Annotated in this window: 28 protein-coding genes; 4 read left to right on the forward strand and 24 right to left on the reverse strand. The window is 45.1% G+C overall.

Features of this window, described 5'->3' with window-relative positions; genetic code table 11:
• The 6 genes from FC61_RS03045 to FC61_RS03065 form a co-directional block, all read right to left on the reverse strand.
• On the reverse strand, positions 1 to 231 hold the full coding sequence (locus FC61_RS03045; RefSeq protein ID WP_011667720.1) for a YqgQ family protein: 231 nt from the start codon (positions 229 to 231) through the stop codon (positions 1 to 3).
• Positions 232 to 273: 42 nt separating this feature from the next.
• Positions 274 to 906: a rhomboid family intramembrane serine protease gene (locus tag FC61_RS12370; RefSeq protein WP_021741202.1), complete on the reverse strand. Its 633-nt coding sequence runs from the start codon at positions 904 to 906 to the stop codon at positions 274 to 276.
• Positions 907 to 969: 63 nt separating this feature from the next.
• A complete protein-coding gene (locus FC61_RS12375) occupies positions 970 to 1,518 on the reverse strand; it encodes a 5-formyltetrahydrofolate cyclo-ligase (protein ID WP_021741201.1) in 549 nt (182 codons plus the stop codon).
• 63 nt (positions 1,519 to 1,581) lie between these two features.
• Entirely contained in the window at positions 1,582 to 1,731 is a 150-nt protein-coding gene (gene rpmG / locus FC61_RS12290; protein ID WP_011667723.1) for a 50S ribosomal protein L33, read from the reverse strand.
• A gap of 187 nt (positions 1,732 to 1,918) precedes the next feature.
• The gene (locus FC61_RS03060; protein ID WP_035464258.1) at positions 1,919 to 4,033 is read right to left on the reverse strand and encodes a peptidoglycan D,D-transpeptidase FtsI family protein; all 2,115 of its coding nucleotides are present in this window, start codon (positions 4,031 to 4,033) and stop codon (positions 1,919 to 1,921) included.
• A gap of 266 nt (positions 4,034 to 4,299) precedes the next feature.
• On the reverse strand, positions 4,300 to 4,509 hold the full coding sequence (locus FC61_RS03065; protein ID WP_021741199.1) for a DUF378 domain-containing protein: 210 nt from the start codon (positions 4,507 to 4,509) through the stop codon (positions 4,300 to 4,302).
• 303 nt (positions 4,510 to 4,812) lie between these two features.
• On the opposite strand from FC61_RS03065, the gene FC61_RS03070 reads away from it, so the two are divergent.
• On the forward strand, positions 4,813 to 7,443 hold the full coding sequence (locus FC61_RS03070; protein WP_035464256.1) for a YfhO family protein: 2,631 nt from the start codon (positions 4,813 to 4,815) through the stop codon (positions 7,441 to 7,443).
• Positions 7,444 to 7,495: 52 nt separating this feature from the next.
• On the opposite strand, the gene FC61_RS03075 is transcribed toward FC61_RS03070, so the two are convergent.
• The 9 genes from FC61_RS03075 to FC61_RS03115 all read right to left on the reverse strand — a co-directional run bounded on the left by FC61_RS03075 (position 7,496) and on the right by FC61_RS03115 (position 16,281).
• Positions 7,496 to 7,804, reverse strand: a complete 309-nt coding sequence (locus tag FC61_RS03075; protein WP_011667727.1) for a HesB/YadR/YfhF family protein — start codon at positions 7,802 to 7,804, stop codon at positions 7,496 to 7,498.
• A gap of 314 nt (positions 7,805 to 8,118) precedes the next feature.
• Complete coding sequence (gene greA / locus FC61_RS03080) at positions 8,119 to 8,592, reverse strand: transcription elongation factor GreA (protein WP_024525354.1); 474 nt, start codon at positions 8,590 to 8,592, stop codon at positions 8,119 to 8,121.
• Positions 8,593 to 8,701: 109 nt separating this feature from the next.
• Positions 8,702 to 9,376, reverse strand: a complete 675-nt coding sequence (gene udk, locus FC61_RS03085; protein ID WP_015473615.1) for a uridine kinase — start codon at positions 9,374 to 9,376, stop codon at positions 8,702 to 8,704.
• 12 nt (positions 9,377 to 9,388) lie between these two features.
• Positions 9,389 to 10,525 carry an endolytic transglycosylase MltG gene (gene mltG / locus FC61_RS03090; RefSeq protein ID WP_021741196.1) on the reverse strand — a complete coding sequence of 379 codons (1,137 nt, stop codon included), beginning with the start codon at positions 10,523 to 10,525 and terminating at the stop codon, positions 9,389 to 9,391.
• A 156-nt stretch (positions 10,526 to 10,681) separates the two neighbouring features.
• A complete protein-coding gene (gene pheT, locus FC61_RS03095; RefSeq protein WP_021741195.1) occupies positions 10,682 to 13,090 on the reverse strand; it encodes a phenylalanine--tRNA ligase subunit beta in 2,409 nt (802 codons plus the stop codon).
• 9 nt (positions 13,091 to 13,099) lie between these two features.
• A complete protein-coding gene (gene pheS / locus FC61_RS03100; RefSeq protein ID WP_024525357.1) occupies positions 13,100 to 14,146 on the reverse strand; it encodes a phenylalanine--tRNA ligase subunit alpha in 1,047 nt (348 codons plus the stop codon).
• 333 nt (positions 14,147 to 14,479) lie between these two features.
• Complete coding sequence (locus tag FC61_RS03105; RefSeq protein WP_042516727.1) at positions 14,480 to 14,854, reverse strand: winged helix-turn-helix transcriptional regulator; 375 nt, start codon at positions 14,852 to 14,854, stop codon at positions 14,480 to 14,482.
• A 34-nt stretch (positions 14,855 to 14,888) separates the two neighbouring features.
• A complete protein-coding gene (locus FC61_RS03110; protein ID WP_011667735.1) occupies positions 14,889 to 15,386 on the reverse strand; it encodes an HD domain-containing protein in 498 nt (165 codons plus the stop codon).
• A 124-nt stretch (positions 15,387 to 15,510) separates the two neighbouring features.
• Complete coding sequence (locus FC61_RS03115; protein ID WP_039104807.1) at positions 15,511 to 16,281, reverse strand: TrmH family RNA methyltransferase; 771 nt, start codon at positions 16,279 to 16,281, stop codon at positions 15,511 to 15,513.
• 106 nt (positions 16,282 to 16,387) lie between these two features.
• On the opposite strand from FC61_RS03115, the gene FC61_RS03120 reads away from it, so the two are divergent.
• A complete protein-coding gene (locus FC61_RS03120) occupies positions 16,388 to 16,660 on the forward strand; it encodes an acylphosphatase (protein ID WP_021741719.1) in 273 nt (90 codons plus the stop codon).
• A 102-nt stretch (positions 16,661 to 16,762) separates the two neighbouring features.
• Entirely contained in the window at positions 16,763 to 17,665 is a 903-nt protein-coding gene (yidC, locus tag FC61_RS03125; protein ID WP_021741718.1) for a membrane protein insertase YidC, read from the forward strand.
• Between the two features lie 148 nt (positions 17,666 to 17,813).
• Here the strand turns inward: yidC and FC61_RS03130 are convergent, their stop codons facing one another.
• The 3 genes from FC61_RS03130 to FC61_RS03140 form a co-directional block, all read right to left on the reverse strand.
• Positions 17,814 to 18,218: a YxeA family protein gene (locus FC61_RS03130; protein WP_021741717.1), complete on the reverse strand. Its 405-nt coding sequence runs from the start codon at positions 18,216 to 18,218 to the stop codon at positions 17,814 to 17,816.
• 148 nt (positions 18,219 to 18,366) lie between these two features.
• A complete protein-coding gene (locus tag FC61_RS03135) occupies positions 18,367 to 19,977 on the reverse strand; it encodes a HAMP domain-containing sensor histidine kinase (RefSeq protein WP_021741716.1) in 1,611 nt (536 codons plus the stop codon).
• A complete protein-coding gene (locus FC61_RS03140) occupies positions 19,974 to 20,660 on the reverse strand; it encodes a response regulator transcription factor (protein ID WP_011667741.1) in 687 nt (228 codons plus the stop codon). The genes FC61_RS03135 and FC61_RS03140 overlap by 4 nt, the downstream gene beginning before the upstream one ends.
• A 415-nt stretch (positions 20,661 to 21,075) precedes the next feature.
• Between FC61_RS03140 and adhP the strand changes: the two genes are divergently transcribed.
• Positions 21,076 to 22,092: an alcohol dehydrogenase AdhP gene (gene adhP / locus FC61_RS03145; RefSeq protein ID WP_011667742.1), complete on the forward strand. Its 1,017-nt coding sequence runs from the start codon at positions 21,076 to 21,078 to the stop codon at positions 22,090 to 22,092.
• Positions 22,093 to 22,215: 123 nt separating this feature from the next.
• Here the strand turns inward: adhP and FC61_RS03150 are convergent, their stop codons facing one another.
• The 6 genes from FC61_RS03150 to FC61_RS03175 form a co-directional block, all read right to left on the reverse strand.
• A complete protein-coding gene (locus FC61_RS03150; RefSeq protein WP_021741715.1) occupies positions 22,216 to 22,869 on the reverse strand; it encodes a M57 family metalloprotease in 654 nt (217 codons plus the stop codon).
• 220 nt (positions 22,870 to 23,089) lie between these two features.
• Positions 23,090 to 23,404 carry an ArsR/SmtB family transcription factor gene (locus FC61_RS03155; protein ID WP_021741714.1) on the reverse strand — a complete coding sequence of 105 codons (315 nt, stop codon included), beginning with the start codon at positions 23,402 to 23,404 and terminating at the stop codon, positions 23,090 to 23,092.
• Between the two features lie 14 nt (positions 23,405 to 23,418).
• The gene (locus FC61_RS03160) at positions 23,419 to 24,234 is read right to left on the reverse strand and encodes a Cof-type HAD-IIB family hydrolase (RefSeq protein ID WP_052471876.1); all 816 of its coding nucleotides are present in this window, start codon (positions 24,232 to 24,234) and stop codon (positions 23,419 to 23,421) included.
• 105 nt (positions 24,235 to 24,339) lie between these two features.
• The gene (gene rpmF / locus FC61_RS03165; protein ID WP_011667786.1) at positions 24,340 to 24,528 is read right to left on the reverse strand and encodes a 50S ribosomal protein L32; all 189 of its coding nucleotides are present in this window, start codon (positions 24,526 to 24,528) and stop codon (positions 24,340 to 24,342) included.
• 66 nt (positions 24,529 to 24,594) lie between these two features.
• Positions 24,595 to 25,149 (reverse strand): YceD family protein, encoded by a 555-nt coding sequence (locus tag FC61_RS03170; protein ID WP_011667787.1) that lies wholly within the window; start codon positions 25,147 to 25,149, stop codon positions 24,595 to 24,597.
• A gap of 73 nt (positions 25,150 to 25,222) precedes the next feature.
• The gene (locus FC61_RS03175; protein ID WP_021741712.1) at positions 25,223 to 26,371 is read right to left on the reverse strand and encodes a nucleotidyltransferase; all 1,149 of its coding nucleotides are present in this window, start codon (positions 26,369 to 26,371) and stop codon (positions 25,223 to 25,225) included.
• Position 26,372 lies beyond the last annotated feature (1 nt).

Raw genomic sequence — 26,372 nt, forward strand, 5'->3', positions numbered from 1 at the left:
CTAAATCCCTCCAATGGATTGATGCTTGAATTTTGCTCGTTGTTCTTCTAAGCGGTGTTCATGCGTGAGCACAAGTTTGGCCGAAACAAAAACCTTATCATCGACTACCCGCGCTTGATGCAGGTGATCAAGTTCCAAAGCCATCACTTCAATGTCCCAAAGACGCTTGCCAACGTACACATAAATACCAAAGTTTTTAAGTAGCTGCTGAACATCATATAACGTTTTCATTGTGCCACAACCTCCATGAAATTGCACGAGACTTTTCGCCGCTTACTGCGCCATTCCGTGTAAATATAACCAGACCAATCCCAAAATCAAGACAACCGTTGCAACAACACGTTTGGTCGCGCTTACTCGACCAATTTGGGGAACACCAACTGTATACGCTACCAGAAATCCAGCGATTAACCCACCTAGGTGACCAGCTAAATCAATTCCTGGTGTAAACAAATCAAAGGCGATATTCATCACCACAAAGGCCAAAAAGGTCCGAGCTAACTGGCGAATAACTGGATTTTGCCAAAAAGATTCCCCAAGCATCATAAACGCCCCAAATAGACCAAAAATAGCGGTACTGGCGCCAGCCGACAAACTATTTGAAAAACAAAAACTGGCAACATTTCCACCAATTCCAGCCACTAAAAAGATCATTAGAAACCGTGCATGACCAAAAGCCGCCTCCAACTGGGTCCCCACAAAGTATAACGTCACCATGTTTAAGAAGATGTGGGTAAACCCAATATGCAGAAACATCGGCGTAATCAGCCGCCACCACTGACCCTGCTGAATCAGCGGATTGACCTTCGCACCAAAAGCGACCAAAACATTTAGACTAGTGCTACCACCAGCTAACGTCATCGCAATAAAGACTAACACCATAATGACAACTAATCCAGTCGTCATATAGGGTGTCTGGTTCAAATTTCGTAATCGGTATTTAAAGTTTGCCACCGTTAGGCTCCTTCCTTATGGTGTGACCTGAAAGATCTCATCTAATAATACATCATATTCGGCCACTGGCCACGTCGGCGTTGCTACCCATTGTGCTGGCAACGCTAAAGCGACCTTAGTCCCTGTCGTTTTCACCAAATAACGGTCATAATAACCACCGCCGAATCCCAACCGTTCACCAGACGCTGCAAAGATTAGCCCGGGAACAATTAGTAAATCGAATGTAGCTGGGGCAATAATCTCCCCATTCGTAGGCTCCTGCAAGCCAAAAGAACTGGTGGCAAAATTTGTTTGATTATCAACAACATGGAACGCCATCTGTCGATTAGGAAGCGTCGTGGGAACGGCTATCGTTTTTCCCTCGGCTTGTGCACGGGCAATAATAGGCGCCGTTGCTAATTCAAAATCACCACTAATGGTGGTGGCCACCGTTTTGGCCCGTTGCCAAGCTGACGATGACCATAATTGTTGGTGCAGGTCACGTGTAGCTTGTTGCCGCTGATCGGCAGGCATTGCCATCAACGCCCGAATCGTTTGTTGACGTAAGTGTTTTTTAGTGATCATGGGCCTACCCCCTCAATCCATAGAAAAATTCAACAAAAAAAGGTGCGGACTCTCGCCCGTACCTTACTTAGTTTCACGATGCAAAGTTACTTTCCGATCACGCGGGCAGTATTTCTTAAATTCAACCCGGTCCGGGTTATTACGCCGGTTCTTGCTGGATAAGTAATTGCGTTCGTGGCATTCTGTACATTCTAAAGTGATGTGTACACGCATAGTGGGTAACCTCCCAACTTGTTCATAATTACAGGCTAGAGCCCTTAACTCGTAATATATTACCATTAATCCTGGGCAATTACCAGTCATTATCCCAAATATGTTAAGGAAAAATACTTAACACGTGTTTTTAGCCACGAAAAAATCACGCTCTGCCCAATGGCTTCACGTGATTTTTAAGCTGCTTTTAGTTCGCAGCACTCGTATTAACTGCTGAGCCAGATGATGTCGCCTTGGTTGGGTTAGTCAACGTTGACGTTGATTGAACCGTCTTCCAGTAAGCTGCATAAATCTGTTTGGCCAACTTCATGTTGTTATCTTCATCGTTGGTACTCAAGTTTGGCATTGCTAAAGCGACCACGACCTGAGGGTCATTAGATGGCGCGTAAGAGGCTAAGCTCAACGTAACGGTTGAATGCCCTTTATAATACGTTTCGGCCGTCCCCGTCTTAGCAGAAATTCCTGGTGAGATGGAAGCTAATTCCGCCCCAGTCTTATACGTGTTGGTTCCGTGAACCACATCATACAGACCTTCAGTCACCAGTTTCTTCTGCGCAGCCGTCATATCAATCCGGTTCAAGACCTTAGGGGTGACCGTTGACTTAACGGCGCCCAGCGTTCCATCGGATTTGGTCCCGCGGATTGACTGAACCACGTGTGGCGCAATCCGTGTGCCACCATTGGCAACGGTTGACATGTATTGGGCGATCTGCAATGTCGTATAAGCATCGTAGTTCCCAAAGGATAGATCCAATGCGTTCCCAATATGCGAGAAGGCACTTGATCCTTTCAGCCCAGTACTTTCGCCTGGCAAATCAATCCCGGTATTGACACCTAAGCCAAATTGGTTAAAGTAGCCCCGTTCCTTATCAAAAATGCTGGTATTCATGGTCAAGGCTGCACCAGGAACATAATTAAACTTGGCTTCCTTCATGGCTAATTGCATCATATAGGAGTTAGAAGAAACTTCCAACGCCGTGGACGCATTTAACCCAATGCTGGCACTACCAGATTTGTTAAACCACGAAGCTTTCTTCACACCACCAACATTGATAACTTTATCAGTCAACGTATTATTGCTTGGCGTGATCACACCGTCCATTAGGGCACCCGAAACCATCGCGCCCTTCACAACAGACCCCATTACAATATCACTATTGATGGTTCCTAGAGCATTCGTTGTGATCTTACCAGTCGATGGATTACGGTCAACTCCGGCCATCCCAACAATCCCACCAGTGTTAGGATTCATTACAATGGCATAGGTCCCCGTTGAGTAACCACCGGCACCGGACTCTGCTGAATGAACCAATGACTGTAGCTTCTTTTGGAAGGTCGAGTTGATAGTCAACTGGAGATTGTCGCCCTTTTGCCCACCATACTTCTTCGCTTCTTTGGTAATCGTGGAACCAGAAACCTCGACTTGCTTTTCAGCCTTGGTTCCCCGTAAGACAGATTCATACTCTTGTTCCAAGTAGGATTGTCCCACACTGTCATTTCGCGAATACCCTTGAGCCAGCAGTTCATTAACCCGATCACTCGGTAAACCAGTCTTCTCGGATGAAACCGTCCCAATAATGGACTTAATTGAAGACCCGTTCGGATAATCCCGTGACCAACTAGTCCCAACTTTAACACCCGGCATTTCTGAAAGATGTTCACCGATTTCGGCAATTTCTTTGTTGGAAACCCCGGAATCTTTAATGTAGGTCGTCGATAACGAGTATGCGCCACTCATCTTAGCAAAAATCTCTGCCGCATTCTTTTGCGTTTTAGTTAATTTGAAAGATGAGTCATTTTCCAAATAGCTTAACGCCTTGTTGTACTTTTGGGTCGTCGACATCCCGCTGGTCCCACTCAACTTGTTCTCAACGGCTTTCAACCGTTTAGGGTCCGTTAAGTAGTAATCAATTGCCTGACGCGGCGTCAATGAGCTCGTCGAGACCGTCAAATACTTTCCTAACCGATTGGCAATTTTATACATATCCGTAGATAGCACACTAACGCCCTTCGTGTAGGAAATGGCTTGGTGTGATTTATTACCAACCAGCACCTTACCATTTGAATCATAAACCATCCCCCGTTGAACGTTGGTGGTTTCAATCGTGGTATCAGTCGAATTGACCTCTGCCTTCAATTGTGACCCATAAATTATTTGCAAATACGCCAATTGACCAATTAACGCCGCAAACAACAGGGCAACAATAATGAAAAGAAAGTTCAACCGAAAGGGAATCAGTGACTTACTCGGGCCACTAGATCGCTGGTTTCGGTTACTAACGCGATTATAAAAATTCTTCACAACAGCTCTGCTCCTTATTATACAGCTACTATTTTACCAAACTTCGCCGTCGGTCACTATCCCGCTACCGAAATTTAATCATTCTATGCTATTCTAGAGACCTAATTCGTGAACGTCAACTGGTATTTTAACCTTTTAATGATTGCTTAAAGTCCCGTTAAATCAACATTTACCAAATTATATATTTTAAGTACCGTCAAGCACACTAAAACACGGATCAGAGATTTCCCTCTCATCCGTGAGATACCTCGGCAACAAGCGATCAACTAAGCCGTTTTCCGGTGGGTAATCAGCCCCAAAAACCGTAAACAGTATACTGCGCTGATTCCCACTAAGATATACACAATTCTTGAAATCAGTGCCGCTTGACCGCCAAACAAGGCCGCAACTAAATCAAAATTAAATGCGCCAACCAACAACCAATTCAATCCACCAATGACTAATACAATGAGAGCTACGATGTCCAAAGTTTTCATGTCGTTCACTCCTTAATTAGCTTAATTTATGGTGCATCTGAATAGTAACAAAGTTCGGACAGTTATCCCAATTAACTGCCTATAGTAAAATCGTCATCGTCAGATTATCTCGAAATTTTTACCAGTTTTAACCGCATCTTCAGAATAAATCTGATAAGATTATAGCTGAACGGTCGTCCGCAACTGTTCCTATCGATTCTTGCGGGGAAAAGATACACTTGGCTGATCGGTAATCCGTGCCGTCCCCCCAATGAACAATTCGATGATCTATGCTTAAAATTAAAAAAATTGAGGTGGCTTTCTTTGCAAGTACGAAAACGACGCTGGGCGCTTTCCCGACGTCAACTCACCCTCTGGGGGGCCTTTTTAGTACCCTTCATTTTGATGACCGGTTATTTTATCTATCGTCAAATGGCGCCATTTGGCACCAGTAGCTTGTTAACTGTCGACTTAGGGCAACAATATATCGACTTTTTTGCCTATCTACGCCGGGCAATCCTCCATGATCCTAGTAGCATTTTTTACTCTTTCTCTAATGGCATTGGCGGCGAAATGTTAGGTACTTGGTCTTACTATCTTTTAAGTCCCTTAAATTGGTTGTTATTGCTATGCCCCGGAACCAGCTTAACCACGGGCGTCTTCCTTCTGACTGTCTTCAAATATGGCTTGGCCGGTTTGAGCTTTGCTTGGTTACTGGAGAAAACAACCCAACAACGCGGGTTTAAAGCCATTATGTTTGCAACAGCTTACGCCTTAATGGGGTGGTCAGTTGCCAACCAGCTTAACGTTATGTGGCTGGATGCCGCCTATCTATTACCCTTGATCTTCTATGGCTTATATCAGCTCATGCACACCGGAAAATGGCGCACTTACGTCATCTGGCTAACGCTCATGTTAGTCGTTAATTACTACATGGCTTACATGATCTGTTTGTTCATGGTTCTAGCCTTTTGTTGGTTAGCCGTTGACCGCTTCTCCACTTGGCGTCATTTCGGGAGGCAAGCTGGTAAGTTTGTCCTTGCATCAGCAATTAGTGGCTTGTTATCTGCCTTTATTTTACTGCCAACCTGGTGGTCACTGTCACAGAGTAAGGCCCAATATACCGTCACCACCTTCAAATGGCATTTTGATTTCTTTCCACCTAAGATGCTCGCCAAATTTTTCTTGGGCGCCTTTAACTTTGATCAAATGCCCGATGGCACAGCTAACTTATTTATTGGTGCCATCGCCCTATTAGGCAGCCTCTTTTACTTCAGTGATCGGCGAATCAAACTTCGTAGTCGGATTGCTTCCGGCGTTTTAACAGCCTTCTTAGCACTATCACTTTGCTTTCAACCACTAGATTTACTCTGGCATGCCGGCCAATTTCCGGTTTGGTATCCTTATCGTTTCTCCTTTATTGTTAGTTTCTGGTTAATTTGGCTCGCGGCACAAACCTTGACCGCCGATTTTCAACCAGGATGGTTAGCCATCGGCTTAGTGACCCTCATCGTTATTGCCGGTAGTGCTTACGTGGGGATTAACTTAGCCAAGTTCAAGTTCTTGACGTTAAATCAATTACTGCTAGGGTTACTGTTCGTCATCCTCGCCCTTGCCCTAATTACCCTGCCAATCAAACATCATTGGATCTATCCCCTAACCTTCTTAGTTATCGGGGTGACTGAGGTGGCAGCTAACGCATTCATCTCTTTGAACAATATTAGTTACGTGTCTCAAAGTGAATACGGTAACTACACGAATGAACTTCAACGACTCGTTAATCGCGTACAGAAGCGCGATCATGGTTTCTATCGCATCGGTAAAACCTTCTTGCGCACCAAAGGAGATGCTTTCCAAACTGGTTACAATGGTGGTGGCGTCTTTTCATCCGTATTGCCCAAAGCAGTTCCCACTTTCTTTGGCAATATTGGTAATCCTGACGGTGACGGCTTTGTTGAGTACAGTAACGGCACACTAGTTACTGATTCCTTGCTCAACATGAAATATTATTTCCAGCAGAACCAATTAGCAGGCGCACTCAGCGGTACCAGTATCTTACCGGCTTCATCTAATAAGGCAGATCTCGCCGATTACCAAAAAATTAGCAGTGACCACTGGGCAACAACCTACAAAAACCAGTATGCCCTTCCTATGGGCTATGCAGCCAATCAGCAAATTCTGACTCTAAAAAATAAAACCGCTGATCCAACACAGTATCAGGCTAACTGGCTAGCCGCTTTAACCGGCAATTCCCAAGACAAGCAGTTATATACCGCTGAGAATTTTGATCAAGTCACCTTCCAAAATATTAATCAGCAGACTAAAATAACGGGCGCCGTCTTGCAGAAGAAAAACTTACTAAAGCCCGGCAAGATTACCTTGACCTTCACGCCGACCACCAATGATGCCTACTACTTCACTTTCGGATCAACTGTAAATCCAGACAACGCGACCTTTATCTTGAATGGCAAGACACTCAACCAATACAAGACTTACCGAAATACCATTTTGGTTAGTGCCGCAGACCACGCCAAGGGACACCAACAAAAGTTAACCATTCAACTTAGTAAAGGCTCCCTATGGTTGGATAACTTCACGCTGTATCGTTTAAACACCCCCCGTTTCCAGGCTGCAATCAATCAACTGAAGACGCAGCCTTGGCATTTGACGACGCATACTAGTCGTTACTTCAAGGGCACGATTACCAGTAAACACGCTGGGCAGGTCCTGAACACGTCTATTCCATATTCCCAGGGGTGGCATGCCACAGTCAACGGTCATGCCGTCAAGACTTATAAAACGATTGGCATGTTTACCGCGGTCAAATTACCCAAGGGTAACAGTACCGTCACGCTCGCCTATTGGCCGCCTCTGCTTAATGTAGGACTGCTAATTAGCGGTGGAACGTTCATTATTCTTCTCGGCGGTTGGTGGTTCTCTCGCCGCCACCAATAATTTAGTCCATTATAAAAACGCATGACCGCAAAAACGGGTCATGCGTTTTTTACTAGTGATCTAATTCCCCATTTTCCGCATACCGATAAACGGGGCCATCCGTTTGTGCATCGTAATCGACCGTCAGATCATAACCAACAAAGAACCATTGGTCACCTTCCGTAATGTAGTAGGTTACGTCGTCCTTTTTTTCTGCAACGATTGGATGGCGGGGGTGATCATCCGGGGTCATTCCCAGAGAAAACCCTTGATGGACCGGCGTTTTTCCGTAAACTTTACCGAAAAAACGAATGCCGCGGCCGGTCATTCCCATATCCTCACGAAACCACTTACTTGCTGCATCAGTCACCGTAATTTTCATATTGATAGGACTCCTCTTTAGCAAACTATGAATCCGGTTTCAACCTTATTTATACCACTTTTCCCGGGTATCTGGCAAGCAGCTTTTCACAAACTCTTGTCGTACTTTTATTATGCCTGATTTCATTCTAGTTAGCGACCTATTTGCTCAGCTGACCGCAACACCATTGATAAGTTACCGCCAACTAACCAGCAAGAAGGCCCTTAATTCAACCAATTGTATCTAGCAAATAACGATTCTTTCGCGGTTGCATACATCAAAGGTATAAAAAAAGATTCAGCCCCTTTAACTAGGGCTGAATCTCTTAAATGCTTTTAGTCGACCGCAATCACTTTCACGGTCATGTCACCACCAGGTGTTGGGAAAGTCACTGTCTCACCCACACGGTGCCCTAATAACCCCTTAGCAATTGGCGAATCGTTTGAAATCTTACCAGACATAGGATCTGCTTCAGCAGCCCCTACAATGGTATATTCTTCTGGTTCATCATCGTCTTCTTGGAATGTTACCTTTTTACCAACGGTGATTTCGTCTTTGTCCGTATCATCATTGTCAATAATCTGCGCGTATTGAAGCATTCGTTCTACCGTACTAATCCGCGTTTCTAACATACTCTGTTCATCTTTGGCTGATTCATATTCAGAGTTTTCTGATAAATCACCATATGATCGGGCAATCTTAATCCGATCGATCACCTTTGGGCGTTGCACCATTTTTAAATCTTCGAGTTCGGCTTCGAGCTTTTCCTTACCCTCTTCAGTCATTGGATACATTTTTTCTTGTGCCACACTGGCCACCCCTTTTACTTATCTTTTTTATTTTTGAACGAAACGTTCCGTCCAACTTAACTTATCACTTGTAGAAAAGGTTAGCCACGCTGGGCTAACCTGTCTTATTCTATATGCTTGTATCAGGATTGTCAAAAACTTCTTTATTACCGCTAGCTTCTAGAATTGCACGAATTTTTGTAACCAATAAGTCAATGGCAACTTGGTTCTCGCCACCCTCAGGAACGATTAAATCAGCGTAACGTTTGGTTGGCTCAACGAATTGGTGATAAGTTGGTTTAACTGTCGCCAAATATTGCTGAATAACTGAGTCCAGCGAGCGGCCCCGTTCATTCATATCCCGTTCGATTCGGCGAATAATCCGAATATCATCATCCGTATCAACAAATACCTTAATATCCATCAGGTCACGTAGTCGCTCATCATCTAAGATTAAGATACCTTCCAAAATAATCACGTCACGGGGTTCCTGATGAATCGTCTTATCGCTTCGCGTTGACAACGTGTAATCATAGACCGGCTTTTCAATTGGCTCATAGCGCAACAATTGCTTGAGCTGCTTAATCAACAGATCCGTATCAAAGGCCAATGGGTGGTCATAATTAACTGCGGCCCGTTCCGCCATTGTCATGTCTGATTGATCATTGTAGTAAGAATCCTGCTGTAAAATCATAATAGAGTGGCCAATTAATTGATTAAAAATGGCCCGACTAACAGTCGTCTTACCACTACCAGACCCCCCAGTAACCCCAATAATGATCGGTCGTTTCTTCTCTGCCAACACTGTCGCCGTCCTTTACTTATTATCACTCGCAAGTGAACTTGTCTTTTCTTGATGCTGTGCGTAAGTCTTAGAGAAGTAAACCTTCCCCGTTTTGGTGTTCGCAATGAAGTAATAGTACCCTTTGCTCCGATCCGTTGGATGCAAGACCGCTTTAATTGACGAAACACTTGGGTTGTCAAATGGACCTGGCCCGTATCCTGTATGAATATACAAATTATATGGAGACTTCACTTTTAAATCTTTATACGTTAACGTCTTTTTCGTTGTCTTTAACGCATACTGGACAGAAATATCAGATTGAATGGCCATCCCCGCTTTAATCCGGTTCAAGAACACACCCGCAATCTTATTCCGATCTGCTTGGGTAACCCCTTCGCGTTCCACTAATGAAGCCAACGTTAAGACTTCTTGAACTGAGCGCTTCTGTTTCTTAATTGTGGCATAGTTCCCTTGCAGGTTTTCATCCGTTTTAGCAACCATTTCTGTAATCAATTGCTTCAAGGTCATCTTTTTACCAGCCTGATACGTCGCTGGTGCCAGGTAACCTTCCAACCGATACCGAACATTTTTCGCCTTTTTAGCGGAACCTAATAGTTGCGGATAGCGAGTTGCTAACTGATTGAAGAAAGCTTTATCCTTCATTAGGCTCAAGAATTCTGCCTTGGTGAAGTCCGTTTGAACTGGAATTGCTGTCGCAATCTGATCAATCGTTTCACCCTCACGCACCAACACGTTGCCGGATGTACTTTGGATAGGTTCTGAAGAACCTCCCTTTTGTAATTGCATGGCAATTTGTTTTAGTGTCATTGATGGCTTTAACTGATAATACCCGGCACGAAAATTAGTGTATTTATTGGACTTCACGTAATAGTTAAACACCATTCCGCTTTTAACTACTTTTTTATCCTGTAAGATTTGCCCAATTTTATTTGATGTTGCACCCATGGGAACGTGAACTTGCACCACTTGGTTATTGCTGCTGTCCATCGGCTTTAACGACGATTGGAAGTAGTGATAACCAATAACGCCAATCGCCACCGCCAAAATAACCAGTAGACTAGCTACCCCAATAATGATCCGACGACCAAACGAGCGCTTTTTTCCCGAATCTTGTCGTGATGGAATAGGATCCTTACCATTATCCAACATATTTCCTCCGTTCTATGCCATAATCTTCTCTATTATACAGAAATTTACAGTCCGCGGGAATACGTAAACGTGACTTTGATGAAATTGTAATCTTTCACTTGCATGCCTCGTAAAAACGCGGTTAGCCCTCAGGCCAATCGCGTTTTATTACCAGAATTAACGAATTTCAGCACCTAATTCATCTTGAAGTCGCTGGGTAACCTTGTCAAAAGCTTGGTTCACCGCATCGTCCACTAACGTCGCATTCTTATCCTGATACGTTAAGGTGTAAGCCAAAGACTTTTTGCCTTTAGGAACCTTCACACCACCGTAAACATCAAACAATTTGACGGATCTCAGGTAAGCACCGCCACGTTTTTCAATCAACGCCATAATTTGTTCGTTGGTAACCTGATTGTCTACCAGCATGGCAATATCCCGTGTGATTGCTGGATAACGGGAAATGACGTCGTACTGATTTTCCTGCTTAGGCATGTCAATAATTGCCTGTAGATTCAGTTCAAAGACATACGTAGCCCCAATCTTAAACTGTTTGGCCACAGTCGGATGAATTTGCCCCATAAAGCCAATTCGATGGCCATGCACCAAAATGTCTGCCGTTCTTCCGGGATGCATATCAGGCATATCTGAATTAGCAACGTAGGTAACGTCGCCGTTAACCGCCATATCTTTCAGATAAGCCGCAACGATACCCTTGACTTGATAGAAGTCAACTTCTTTTGCTGGCTGGTCCCAAGCTGCTGGTAGCAGTGTCCCCGTAATTGCACCCGCAATGTGTTCCTCTTCGCTAGGACGCTCTGTATCCGCTTCACGGTAAAAGACTCGGCCCTGTTCATACAACGCCACATCTTTAACTTTGCGGGCCGTGTTATAAGCAATGTCATCTAATAAGCCCGTAATAATATTCATCCGCAATACCGCATGATCCACACTCATTGGCCAAGCCAAATGGGTGGGTTCGCTGGCCCGCATCATGAACATATTCGCTTTATCTTCCGTTGTTAACGCGTACGAAATCGCCTGATTTAATCCCAGGCCCTCTAGCGAGTGACGAGTGGCCCGCATCAGTTTTTGTGCTGGCGTCAGGGCCCCCATGGTCATCCGTCCCGTTGGCAAAGTTGCTGGCAACTGGTCATAACCATAGATCCGGGCAATTTCTTCCAAAAGATCAGCCGGAATATGAATATCATTGCGCCGAACCGGTACCGTCACGGTCAATGTCTCTCCGTCAATCGCCACCGTACAACCTAGACTTTCGAGAATATGACTAACTTGTTCCATAGCCAAAGTCGTACCCAAAACAGCATTGATTCGACTGAGCGTCAATGTAATCACAGCTGGTGCTGGAATGTTAGCAGCCGCAACCACGGTTCCACTTTGAACCTCACCATCGGCCAACTCGGTCATCATCTGTGCAGCTGCATCTAAGGCTTCTTGTACACCCGCTTGATTCACACCACGTTCAAAGCGTTGTGACGCATCCGTGTGTAAATGGTGCCGTTGCGCAGCCTTACGAATGTGGTCATGCTCAAAAACAGCCGATTCAATGGCAACCGTGACCGTTCCTTCACTAATTGCGGTGTTCAGACCACCCATGACTCCAGCCAATGCGATTGGCGCGTGTTCATCAGCAATGACAATATCTTGTGGATCTAACTCATGTTCGCCTTCGTCTAGTGTTATTAAGCTTTCACCGGCTTGCGCCGTCCGCACATAAACATCTTGCCCGGCAAATTTATCATAGTCGAAAGCATGCAAAGGTTGACCATACTTCAACATAATGTAGTTCGTAATATCTACAACGTTATTGATTGGCCGATAGCCTGCATTCCACAGCCGGATCTGCAACCACATTGGACTAGGCGCTAATTTAACTTGCTTAACCAAACGCATTCGATATTGCGGTGCCAACTGGTCATCAACATGAACCGTCAATTGATCGGCAACTGCCTGACCAGCTTCTTTAACCGCTGGTTGTTCTAACTTAACGGGTTGATCGTAGATAGCTGCCAAGTCATGTAGCGTGCCATAAAGACTTAACATGTCCCCACGGTTAGGCGTCACATCCAAGTCAATCAAGCTGTCGTTCATGCCTAAGTAATCGTAAACGTCATCCCCAGGCGTCGCGTCAGCTGGTAAAACATAAATACCATCAGCGTAAGCCTTAGGCACAACATCTTCGGAAAACCCAATTTCCTGTAACGCACAGATCATTCCCGCAGATGGAACTCCCCGCATCTTGGACTTTTTGATCTTAACGTTGTTGGCAATTCGTGAACCTGGTAAGGCCACGATGACGTTCTGACCCGCGGCAACGTTCGGTGCCCCACAAACAATTTGTAAGGGATCGTCTTCACCAACATCCACTTGGCAAATGTGCAGGTGATCGGAATCGGGATGGGCTTCTAAGGACAAGACGTGTCCTACCACGATCTTCTTCAAACCATCACTAGGGGTGGTCACGCCATCGACTTCCACGGAAGTGCGTTCGATTTTTTCCGCCAAATCAACGGGTGAAACATTTAAATCTAGGTATTCTTTAATCCAATTATATGAAATCTTCATAGTTGGCGGTTATCCTTTCTTCGTGAATTGGGTCAGGAAACGAACATCATTTAAATAAAAGTTACGGATATCATCAACACCGTACTTCAACATGGCAAACCGATCGGGACCAACCCCAAAGGCAAAACCACCATATACTTCTGGATCAACGCCGGCCATCTTTAAGACATTAGGGTGCACCATACCGGCACCTAACACTTCAATCCAACCAGTGTTTTTGCAGACGTTACAACCCTTTCCACCACAATTAAAACAGGTAATATCGGCTTCCACAGAAGGCTCCGTAAATGGGAAATAGCTTGGCCGTAACCGCACGTCAAACTTATCACCAAATAATTCGTGGGCCAAAACCTGGAGCGTTCCCTTTAAATCAGCCATCGTAATGTGCTTATCAATCACTAAGCCTTCGACCTGATGGAATTGATGTGAATGGGTCGGATCATCCGTATCTCGCCGATAGACAACGCCTGGAGAGATCATCTTTAATGGTCCCTGACTAAAGTCATGCTTTTCCAACGTCCGGGCCTGCATTGGTGAGGTCTGCGTCCGCATCAAAATTTCCTTGGTAATGTAGAACGTATCTTGCATATCCCGTGCTGGATGATTTTTCGGCAAGTTCATCATTTCAAAATTATACTTGTCCTCTTCAACTTCTGGACCGCTCAGCACTTGATAACCCATTCCCAAGAAGAGGTCCTCAATTTGATCAATGATTTGCTGAATAACGTGCGGCTCACCTTTAGCAACCGGCGTGCCTGGCAAGGTAACATCGATAGCTTCCTTAGCCAGACGGGCATTTAGTACAGCATTTTCCAATTCTTCTCGCCGTTTAGTCAATGCTGCCGTTAAGTCATCCCGAATTTCGTTGGCAAAAGCACCAACCTTAGGTCGTTCTTCAGCGTCTAAATCCCGCATACCACGCAACACCTCGGTAATTGGACCCTTTTTACCTAATAACGATACCCGCACTTGATTGACGTCTTTTAGGTCAGTTGATTTTTGAATCTCGGCTAACCCACGTTCATGCAGTTCGTTTAATTTATCTCTCAACGACATAACGTCATCCTCCATTTCTAACTTACTTTTTAGACAAATAAAAAAGCTCCGTCCTAAAACTAGGGACGAAGCATCGCGGTACCACCCTGATTCAGTTAAGGATTTCATCCCCAACCACACTCAGTCGTGATAACGGTCACGTACCGGAACACCTTTCCACAACAACTAAGTTGCGTCCTGGCGACAACTCAAGAACTGAATTCACCTATCGCTTTGAAGTCTGCTCACAGTCTAGGCAGACTCTTCCTGACAAACCGTTCCGGTTACTACTTTTCTATCATCGTTTTTAACTATTACTTCAATTAGCCTAGCGGATTTGGCCGCAGAAGTCAACTACTTCTGGTTCTCCTCAAGCGGACAAGACCACTTGTCAGACCAAGCATGAACCGCCGCCATCACGGGAGCAAATTCTTGGCCCTTCTCAGTTAACTCATATTCAATCAAGGAACTATCAGGAAAAGTTCGGCGTAAAATGACGCCGTTGTCCTCTAATTCCTTTAGTCGCTCAACCAGCACGCGATCACTGCATCGCGGCACGTTTCGCGCTAAATCCCGAAACCGTTGTGGTCCTTCATGCAAGAGGACATCGATAATCAAGCCATTCCACTTCTTTCCCAAAAAGGAAAAGGTTTGTTCAAAGCGGGGGCACAATTCAAAATCGATAGCCGTGTCTGGTGCTTCTGTCGTCTTCTTTGACATCATTTGCATATTTGTCTTGCCTCCCATCCAGATTCCTTGGAAACTAGGCGTTAGGCGTTACCTTGTCCATCAAGGCTTCCATTCGCTTACGGGCTGGTCCACAGAATTCGTAAACAGCTTCATAATCATCCACCAACGATACAATCGCGCTTTCTCGATACTTCGGCATCGCCAGCGTCGCTCCCCACATGTGTTTAAGGATAATATCCTTTTCCATAGGGCTTAGATCCGTTAACTTTTCGGCATTGCGCAAGGCAACCCGAGGATGAATAAACGCATGCGAGCCTAAATTAAACTTCGTCGTTCGCCAATCATAATAAAACAAATCGTGTAATAACCCACCCCGTGCAGTGGCCCGGGTATTCAAACCAAGTTTCTTCGCAACTAAATAACTATTATACGACACCGAAATGGAGTGATCCAATCGGTTAGAGTGATGATGCTGGGTGTAATTCGCCAGGCGTTGGACCGGCTCCTTTGCCAACAAGTCAGAAACTAAAGCAAGGTACTCGGGGTCATCACGCCAAGTAAGTTTGGTCATAGAATGCTTCCTTTTCATTAAAATTATGATTTTCAGTCTCTCAATTACCCTATATCATACTGTCTTTTAGACAAAATGCAACCAAAATGGCCTATTTCTCATCGGGTTTACCTTTTCTTTATGATTAACCCACTAATCGAAACATCACAACACCGGCAGCCACGGCAACATTTAAGGACTCTGCCTGTCCTTTAATAGGGATATAGAGATTTTGTGTCGTTAAACGTTGCAAGTCCGGTGCCATACCATTTCCCTCGTTGCCCATAACAATCGCGCCATTCGTTAGGGCTGGCACATCACGATAGTCTTGTGCCTGTGGATCTAAATTAGTTCCGTACACTGGCAATTGTCGGGCCGTAAAAGCGCCAATCCAATCATGTAAATCGGCTTCTACCAATTGAATGTGAAACTGACTTCCCTGCATGGCCCGTAAAACCTTGGGTAAGAAACGACTGGCTGTTCCCTTCCCAAACACAACGCCGGTTAGGCCCGCAGCGTCGGCCGTCCGCACCATCGTCCCAATATTACCAGGATCTTGTACGTAGTCTAAGAACAGCCAAGCCCCCGTCGCAGTTTTAGGATCAATCGCAGTCTCATCTGGCATCGGGGCCGTCGCAAAAATGCCCTGAGGCGTACCAGTATCCCCAATTGTCTTAGCCAGACTATCCGTTAGTTCGTAAATGGGAACGTCAGTAGGCAAGCCATCTGCATGGGCACTTAACTGCTCAGCAGTCCCCATAATTGCCGTTAAAGGTTGTTGCGCCTTAATAGCCTCTTGAACAAGATGCCAACTTTCCAATAAATAAGTCCGCGTGGCCTTACGCCCTTTTTTGCTGGCTAAGGATCGCCATTCCTTGACGCGCCTATTTTGACTAGACGTAATTTTTTCTTTCACGATAGTCCCTCGCTTTAAGTTATTTCATCTAGTTTACCATATCCGATCAATAACCGGCAGTTGTATAATGGGATAAACGCATTTTTAATCGGGAGGGCATCGTCTTATGGAAACACAAAAAATTCTGGTCAGTGGTCAAGTACAAGGCGTTGGGTTCCGCTGGTCGGCCACACGACTAGCCAAACAGCTGACGCTAACAGGTACTGTCCGCAATCTCACTAACGGACAAGTTGAAATCATTGCCACTGGTGAATCTGCGACCCTACAACAATTCTGCCAGCAACTCAAACATGGCTTATCCCCCTGGATTAACGTGATGACGCTGACAACCCACTCAATCCCAACCCACCAATTTGCCGACTTCCGGATTATTATTTGAAAATGACCGGTAAATCAAGTAAGATGTTTGATGTTAACGGCGTTCGCGCCGCTGGGAGCAATTAGGCTCTACATCGTTATTTAAAGGGGTTCAAAACAACATATGAAAATCTCCAAAAAAGTTACGGTTACGACCGCCTTGGCGGCCATGGCCCTCTTCTTGAGTGGCTGTGTGCAAACCAAGAATGGTAAACCTTATGGCTTCGTTTACGATTATCTGGCCGTACCTGGACAACACGTGATGGATTGGCTCGCCCACATCTTTGGCGGTAGCTATGGTTGGGCCATTATTATCTTAACCGTGATTGTACGAATGGTCTTATTGCCAATCATGGTTCGTCAAATGCGAAGTGCTACCGTTCAGCAGGAAAAGATCTCAATGATCCGGCCACAGATGACCGCCTTACAGAAGCAACAAAAAGCTGCTAAGACACCGGAAGAACAGCAGGCTGCCAGTCAGGCTATGATGGCTTTGTATCGTAACAATGGCATTAGCATGACCGGTGGAATTGGCTGCTTACCGCTCCTGATTCAAATGCCGATCTTCGCCGCACTATATGCAGCTATCCGGTACTCACCAGAACTGTCCAACACCGTTTTCTTAGGAATTCCATTAGGAAAATCTAGCTGGATTCTTGCATTATTGTCTTTCCTCTCTTATCTACTACAAGGATACTTGTCCATGTTGGGGATGCCAGAAGATCAAAAGAAACAAATGCGCATGACATTATTGCTATCACCAGTCATGATTCTCTTCTTCACAATGAGTTCTCCAGCTGGTCTTGGTCTATACTTCTTCGTTGGTGGGTTGTTTGCCTGCCTACAAACATTGATCATCAATTTCTATCGACCACGAATTCGTCGCGAGATTAAGGAAAAGATGAAAGACCAACCTGCTCCGGTTGTTGCACCTGTCGTCAAACCAACACCGACAGCTACAACCCCCAAACCCGTTAGTCAAAAAAATCGTAATCGTAACGCCGGAAAACAACAGCGTCATCGATAATCAAAAAAAGATCGCCGACTTTTTGTCGACGATCTTTTTTATGCTTTCTGATATGATTGTTAATAACAATAAGCCATTTCAAAGGTATTAAATCTGATCCCCAGCCATTCACCAATACAACGATTGTTAGTAACAACAAGCTTAAACACTAGCTCATCAACAGATTTTGTCGAACACCACTCGGTACTTCTTGTCGCGCCGTTGCTGTCCAAGACTCAACATTTTGGCCTTTCGTCTTAATTTTCAAAAAACGTTGTGGTTTTAACCGCCATTGGGCATCGAACATTACAATACGGGTCTGTCCTCGATCATTATAGGTTGTTAATCGATAAGTGTATTCCTTTTCACCAGCACCCCCAGTAAACTGGCGAACTGGCTTTGTCGTGGTGAGTGCATAAACCGTTTCTGGTTTAACCACTGGATTAATATTATCCAAAGCCATTACCAATTCTGAATGCTTATTCTTCGTAAATTGTGGTAACCAAAACAAACTTCCCCCAACAACGACCACGGCACCGACCAGTAACCACAAAAAGCCTTTGACTAATTTCATAGTAGCTCCCCCTATTTAGTTAGTTACTATAGCAACTAACCTGTTGTTAACAGCATACTTGAATCGTCATTACCTGTCAATCTCTTTACGCTTTTGTCGCATAAAAAAACCGGTTTAAGTCAACTAAACTCAAACCGGATTTTTTATTTTATTCAGATTTCGTTGAATCTTCACTATCGTCCACTAACAATTCTGATTGGATTCCTGGAATGTCATTGGCCGCTTGCGTCTGTTCTTTTTTAGCATTAAGTGCCTGTGCCGCTTCCGGTGACAAGATTGGTAATGAAATTCGGAAAACAGACCCATGCCCCAAGGCACTCTCAATTGTGATTCGGCCATGGTAAGCTTCGATTAACCGTTTAGCAATCGCTAAGCCGAGGCCATTGCCCCCTTTGGTACGGGAACGCGCCTTATCCACACGATAGAAACGATTAAAAACCCGCTTACGATTCTCTTGCGAAATGCCCTCACCGAAGTCCTGAACGGCCACTTCAAGGTTTCGCAAATCACTTTCATACGTCAGATGAACTTCCTTACGTGTTTGTGAGTACTTAACCGCATTATCCATCAAAATAATAAGAATCTGTTCCAAATGGTTTCGATAAATTTGCGCTTGTAGTGGTTGGTGAACGTCATCATCCAAGATAAACACATAATCAGGGTGAATCATCTTGAAATTATCGAAGACCTGCTCAACCACTTCGCTGACATCCGTCACTTCATTGGGGTAATTAACCTCAATTTGTTCCGCTCGTTGGAGATCCAGCATCTCTTGAACCAAACTCTTCATACGCTTGGTTTCTTGTAACGAGGCCTTGATCGACTCATCCAAAACTTCTGGATCTTCTTTACCCCAACGATCCAACATCTCCATGTGTCCCTGAATGATCGCCACTGGGGTTCGTAACTCGTGCGAGACATCTTCCACAAATTGTTGCTGCTGATCCATATAGCGCTGTGTCGTATCCAGCATGTCATTAAACAAGCTGCCTAGATCACTTAGCTCATCTTGATGATGCATCTCGGGCACTCGCTTATCTGTTTGTGGATCTTCACGTACCGCGTGAATTGTCTCACGAATTTCTTCAACTGGCCGTAGTAAAAAGGTTGCTAGACTATAACTCAGCACTGCAGCGGCTAAGCCCGCCATCAGCCCTAAGACCACCTCAACCTGTAACAATTTGACTTGCGTGGCACGATAGTCTCGCAAATTATCGGTCACTTGAACATAGCCCAAGATGCGATTACCTTGCTTAGATCGAATTGGTGACCGTCCCACTAAATTCTTGCGCCCGGACACCGTCTGAGTAGAAATTGACTGTTTACTAGCCCGTCGGAATGAGACATCCCCTTGCCGTGTTGCAAAGAGTGACTGTCCATCGGCATCATAAACCGTTACGGCCTGACTATCACGGGCTAAACTAGCAATCACGGCATTGTTATAGGGCGTCGGCTGCTTGGTCGCTGACACAACTGCTTGGGGACGCAACAGCTGGTTAACATTAGTACTTGTCAGTTGTTTTTGACTGTTCAACTTTTCTACAACAACGTTCAGTGTGTCCGATACGTGAGTTTTTTCCTGGCGCATCAGCACCGTCATAAAGCTGTTAAAAATCAAAAAAACAATCGCAGCAAAAATAACCAAAACACCAAATGCTGTTGATAGCGCCCACTCCCACTTCAAAGAAAACCGAAACCCGGCCTTCTTAGGCGCAACACTATCACCAGTTAACTCAGGGGTTTTATCGGTTTGGGTCACGACCGCATCACGTACCCTGTTCCACGGACCGTTTGAATGTAGCTCTTCTGGCCAGGAACATCAATTTTATTGCGAAGATACCGCACGTAGACATCAACCACGTTGGTTTCTACCTCTGATTCATAACCCCACACCTTGGTTAACAGGACATCTCGAGCCAAAACAACATTGATATTCTCCATCAAGGCTAATAACAATTCATATTCACGTTTAGTCAGGTTAATGACTTCATCGCCCCGACGTACGATGCGGTTTTCCTTTTCAATTGTAAGATCCTTGAACTTAACCGTCGTCTGCTTGGTACTCTTCTGCTCACCCTCCAGGTGAATTCGCCGCAATAGCGCCCGAACACGCGCTAACAGTTCTTCAATTGCAAACGGCTTAACGATATAGTCGTCTGCGCCATGATCTAATCCAGAAACCCGATCAATCACAGAATCACGCGCCGTCATCATAATGATTGGCGTACTCTTAACCTCACGCACGCGGCGAGCAACTTCGATCCCATTCAATTCAGGCAACATTAGGTCTAGCAAAATCACATCAAAATCCTGTGACAAGGCTGCTTCCAGGCCGGTTCGACCATTAAACTGCACGTTGGTTTCGTACCCTTCATGCTTTAACTCCAATTCAACGAACCGGGCTAGGTTTTTTTCATCTTCAATAATTAAAATTCGGCTCATTACACGTTAACTCCTCTGGCTAATTCGCGGCACCCACTGTCAGCAAAAACACTAACAACGGACGTCCGATTCTCATTTCAACATTTAATTTTATCATATTTTCTCATAATTGTATGCCAAAACTCCCTCCCCACTCACATTTAACTGAAACATTACCTATTCATCACTGTTAGTCACTGTCTTTTGAAAAATTAACAACCGGTTGCATTCGAATGACAATATTGCTTCTGAAAAAGTGATTAGTCATTTGCTTCACATTTATATACTTTTCAGATCAACCAATAATTGCTGTTATATAAGCTTTTTTCATTCATCTTAGGAAAAACGTAATACTTTTTGTGCAAAATTTCACTTGAATATTACTTCCTTTGCAGTATACTGATTCTTGTAGACGAAAAGAAAAGGAGTTTTTTTCATGAAAGCAGCAGTTATTCGCGATTCAGTTGACGGTTACGTTGATATTAAAGATGTTACGCTCCGCCCAATTACTCACGGTGAAGCTTTAGTTAAAATGGAATATTGTGGGTTATGTCACACCGACTTACATGTGGCTGCCGGAGACTTCGGTAAGCAACCTGGTCGGATTATCGGCCATGAAGGTGTTGGTAAAGTCATTCAAGTCGCTGACGACGTCGATAACTTGAAGATTGGCGACCGGGTTTCTGTTGCCTGGTTCTTTAAGGGTTGTGGCCATTGTGAATATTGCCTAACCGGTCGCGAAACGCTTTGCCGGAATGTTCAAAACTCTGGTTTCACAGTTGATGGTGCGATGGCTGAAGAATGTATCGTTGATGCCAACTACGCCGTTAAGGTTCCAGAAGGTTTGGACCCAATTGAAGCCACTTCATTAACCTGTGCTGGTGTAACCATGTACAAAGCCTTGAAAGTCGGCGAAACTAAGCCTGGTCAATGGGTGGAAGTTGTTGGTGCCGGTGGCTTAGGTAACCTGGCTATTCAATACGCTCACAATGTCTTTGGTGCCCACGTCGTTGCCGTTGATGGTAACCCTGATAAGTTAGCTGCTGCTAAGGCTAACGGTGCTGAAGTATTAATCAACCGGCATGACGGTAATGTCGCCGAACAGATTCAAGAAAAGGTCGGTGGCGTGGACAACGCGCAAGTAACTGCTGTTAACAAGGATGCCTTTACACAATCCGTTAACGCCTTGAAGCCAGATGGTAAATTAGTTGCCGTTGCCCTTCCTCAAGGTGACATGGAATTAAACATTGCCAAGACCGTCTTGGATGGTATTTCCGTTCGCGGTTCACTGGTTGGAACTCGTCAAGATCTTGCCGAAACTTTCCAATTTGGTGCTGAAGGCAAGGTTCACCCGATCGTTAAGACCCGTCGTTTGGACGAAGTTAACGATATCATTGATGAAATGAAGAATAACCAAATCGTTGGCCGAATGGTCGTTGATTTTACGAAGTAATTTCGACTTAAATTAATATTTGAATTAAAAAAGCAATTCTGAAAAAGTCATTTTCAGAATTGCTTTTTTAGTTGTTGGTCCTTAAAAGATAATGACGTGTCGTGGCCTTCTTTACGCGGCATCCTAATACAAATACTTCAGTGCCTTTAAATCACCAGCAGACAGCTGGGTTAGCCCCTGATCAATTGGATACATCACTGATTGCCGACTCGAACTGTGATCGAGTCCTAACGCATGGCCCAATTCGTGGATCGCCACAGATTCCTTAATGCTTTGACCGTACTTCACGTTTAGTCCGGCACGTGCATGATTAGCCGTGTAACCTTGAAATCCCGTTAGTTGTTGAATCTCCGGACCACCCTTACCTAATTCTAAATAATTAACTTGTTTAGCCGTCATCGTTTTCTGATAAACAAAAATCGTAATTTCATTTTGTTCGGCAGTGGCCTGACCTGCCACTAAGTCAACAATACCGGTCTCATTATAAACAGCGATGGCCCGTTCAAATACTTGTTGAACTTTTACTGGAACATCCGCCGAAAAATGATAATAGTACGTTTTCTTTAACGTTTGCGGACGAACAATCGACTCGACTGGCGTGGCACCAGCCGCCTCTTGTCGGCCGACCAGCGGCAACTGAACCCCGATGTTTTTAGCCGCTTGGGCAACGGTCAATTGCGATTGCTTTAGAATCTTTGGAGGCTCAGTTTGTACTTGGGGTAAGAAAAAGCAGGCCCCTAGCGCCAGCAAGAACAGAAAACCCAAAAATTTGCGCATTATTTTTGCTCCTATTTTGAATGATTAGGGTTAGTTTACTGGTCCCATTCATTAGAAGCCACTAAAACGCCTGAAATTCTTGAAATGCTACGTTTTTTTAATAACTAACTGCTCAAACAGCGCTAGCCTTCTTTCACTTTCGATAATTGTCAGTCATGTCATGATAGGATTTACCACGCCAATAAAAAACGGTCGCGACTAAGTTAGTCCGACCGTCTGTTTAATCGTGATGCGGTTCTCCTTTGATCTCATGAGAGACATGTCCCAGCATTGCATCAACCATCTCAAGAATGTGGGGATCATCCAAACAATAATAGACATGCTTACCGCGCTTGTGACGTGTCACCAATTGATATCGATAGAGAATCGCCAACTGGTGAGACACAATTGGCTGTGACAACTGAACGTGATCAACAATACTCGACACGTCAGCCTCGTGATTCTCCAAGAAATAAAGAATCTTGATTCGGTTCATGTTACTCAATACTTTATAAATCTTAACGGCTTCCGCTAAGATTGCATCATTAACGGGCATTGTGGTGCTCCTCTCTAGTCTGCAACTAACAAGGCAGCAATTGTACGGAGTACCCCATCACGATCGTTGTCCCAAACGGTAACGTGCCTAGCCTGCGCCTGAATATCGACGGGTGCATTCTTCATGGCGTAGCTTTGCCCTGCATAGTTCAATAGCGGCACGTCATTGGCACCATCACCAAATGCAACAATTTCAGTAGCCGGAATCTGCCAATGCTGAGCCAACCACTGAACGGCTGGTAACTTACCGACGTGTAAACTGACGACATCAACGACACCATAACCACTGTCATGGGCCCTTAATTGACCCGCGAACCGCTGGTTTAAGTGCTGAACTAGCGCGGCGGCCTGTTCAGGCGCTGTGGAGACACTAATTTTTTTAATACGATCGGTGACGGTTTCGAGGGACATCACCTGTTGCAGATGGTCGTAGAACTTTTCCGCGGCTGCAATTAGTGGTGCTGGTGCCCCAACCCTTGTATAAGAACCTTGTGCGCCGACTAAAATCAAATAGGCATTCTGCAAAAACTCATCTTGTGCCGTGGCCGACAAGAACATCCGGATTTGCTGGGAGGTCAGACTCCCATCAAAGACTAGCTCATCACCCAGATAAATTGAAGCCCCGTTTTCAGCAATCACTGCCAGATCTGTGGACCAGATTTCTCTAAAGACCTCTTTCAAATGGGCGTATTGGTTACCAGAAGCCAACACGAGTCTTATCCCTCGCTGCTTTAATTGCGACAGCGTTTCTTTGAGCAAAGGTTGATTAAATCCCTGATCTTGATGCAACAACGTCCCGTTCAAATCAGTCGCGATTAATTTCATTGCCACAATTTCACTCCTTCGTTAATCCTTGTCGTTTCATTATACGCGATTTTATTGGAAACACAAAAAAGCCCCTAGAAGCCGCGGACTTCATAGGAGCTTTTTATCGATTTAGTTGTTTGCGTTCTTAACCGCAACGACCTGACGGCCATCGTAGAAACCACAACTTGGGCAAACTACGTGAGACTTCCGTAATTCACCACAGTTTGGACATGGTGCTAAGTTCAGGGTAGCCAACTTAATGTGACCCCGACGCATACGCTTTTTCGTCTTAGACGTTTTCCGTGCTGGTACAGCCAAAGAAAACACCTCCTTTAAATAAATTATATCCACTAGTGAAAAAATTTTTAAGGCTCACAAAGGCGATTATTGATCATCCTGATCAGGGAAGAAATCTTTTAACTTTGCAAGACGTGGATCAACTGGTTGATTTTCTTTCTCAACGGCTTCTAAGTCAGCTTCTGCAACAACTTGCCAGTCTTGACCGGCAGGCATCGCTTCACCTTGCTTTTCAGCGTCAGAAAGAATGTGCATCGGAATTTGTAGAATAATGTTATCCCCAACAGCTTTGTCTAAAACAACTTGGTCATCGGAAACGACCATCACAACGTCAGTTTTTTCAAACCGTTGCGTTGCGGCTGGGTCAGACACATAAAACTCCGTCATACTGAAGTTGACGGGTAAATCTACCGGTGCTAAAGATCGGCTAGATGGTACCGTCAAATCCGCAATTACCTGTGCTGTTACGACGACGTCGCCACCGTCAATGACGGACACTGTGCCCGTCACGTGAACGGGACTTAAGTCTAAGACCTCGTCGCCATAACGCGCCATTAAATCCGCCTTCAAATCGAGTGTTTCATCGAACAAAAGCGGCTCACTGCGATGGTTCTTCCGCAGCTCGGTCAACGACCATTTCATCGTAATCCCTCCAATGCAACGTGATAAATTATACCTGTCAAAAAATGTGATGTCAAGGTAATTTCCTTGATAGTCACTCAGAATCCGGTTTTTTTATGGGAATCCGGCCATAATCTTGTGGAATTCCCGTCACCAAGGTTCGGAGTGCCCCCAACCGATCGTCAAGGGCCCCAACGCCCTTCTGCCAATCCCGATTTGCCCGACTAACGAGCGGTAAGGCGACGTGTTTCTTAATCTGGTGTAAGTAGGCCTGCCCTTGCTTGGAATAGCCGAGAACCCGCAAATATTGCGGCTGTGGCCGCATCTCCTCGGGCAGCGCCTGTAACAGTAGATAAGCCGCTTGCCGTTGGAGTCGCGTATACGTATACCGTTTGGTTTTTACGATACGCATAAAATCTGCAAACGTTGTTGCTTCTAAAGCTGCTCGCTTCAAGCGATATTCAACGCCCTCCGTTATTTGATAACGTTGTCGCATATCCGTAACGGGGGCACTAATCAACTGATATCGGAGTAATGGCCAAAAATCGGCCCAGCTTATTAATGATTCTTGCTGCAATAATGCCAACGTCTTGGCCGGCACAACTGGCTGAACCGTCGCCCAATCACCAGCCAAGGAGGCCGCACGAATTGCGGTTGCACTGGCGTAGTTTGTACCTTGCATGACTGCAGTGTCATTATGTTGGCTCCCCCGTCGTGCTAATGGCACTAACTGTAAGGGTTGTCCTTGCTGCTGATTAGCCACGGCGTAGAAGAAGCCGAGGATATCATTTGCCGCACTCAACGTAATCCCCGTTTGCTCCCGCAAATAACCTTGAAATAGTGAGGCATACGTCTGATCAAATCGTTTAAAGATCACTGGATCACTCGGCAAATGGGCCATCAGGCAATCATAATCCATGTCCGGATGTTCGGTGCCAAAGACGAGCCACTGACACTTCAAAGTAGCTAAAACCGCTATAGCTCCTTGGGCAAATAGGTGGGCCGGCTGTAGCGCCGCAGCACCCGACAGTTCAACAACGAGGTCAACGCCACCGGCAAGTGCCGCTTCAGTCCGCTGCCACTTGTCCATAATCGCTGGCTCTCCGCGTTGAACCCAATTACCACTCATTGCGGCCACAATCACGTCAGCACCCGTTTTTTGTCGTGCTTGTGCAATCTGATAGGCATGACCATTGTGAAAGGGATTGTATTCTGCCACAATCCCGGCTGCTCTAAGTGTCATA

Origin of the sequence: Levilactobacillus brevis ATCC 14869 = DSM 20054 (assembly GCF_001433855.1) — a bacterium.
Classification (GTDB): Bacteria; Bacillota; Bacilli; order Lactobacillales; family Lactobacillaceae; genus Levilactobacillus; species Levilactobacillus brevis.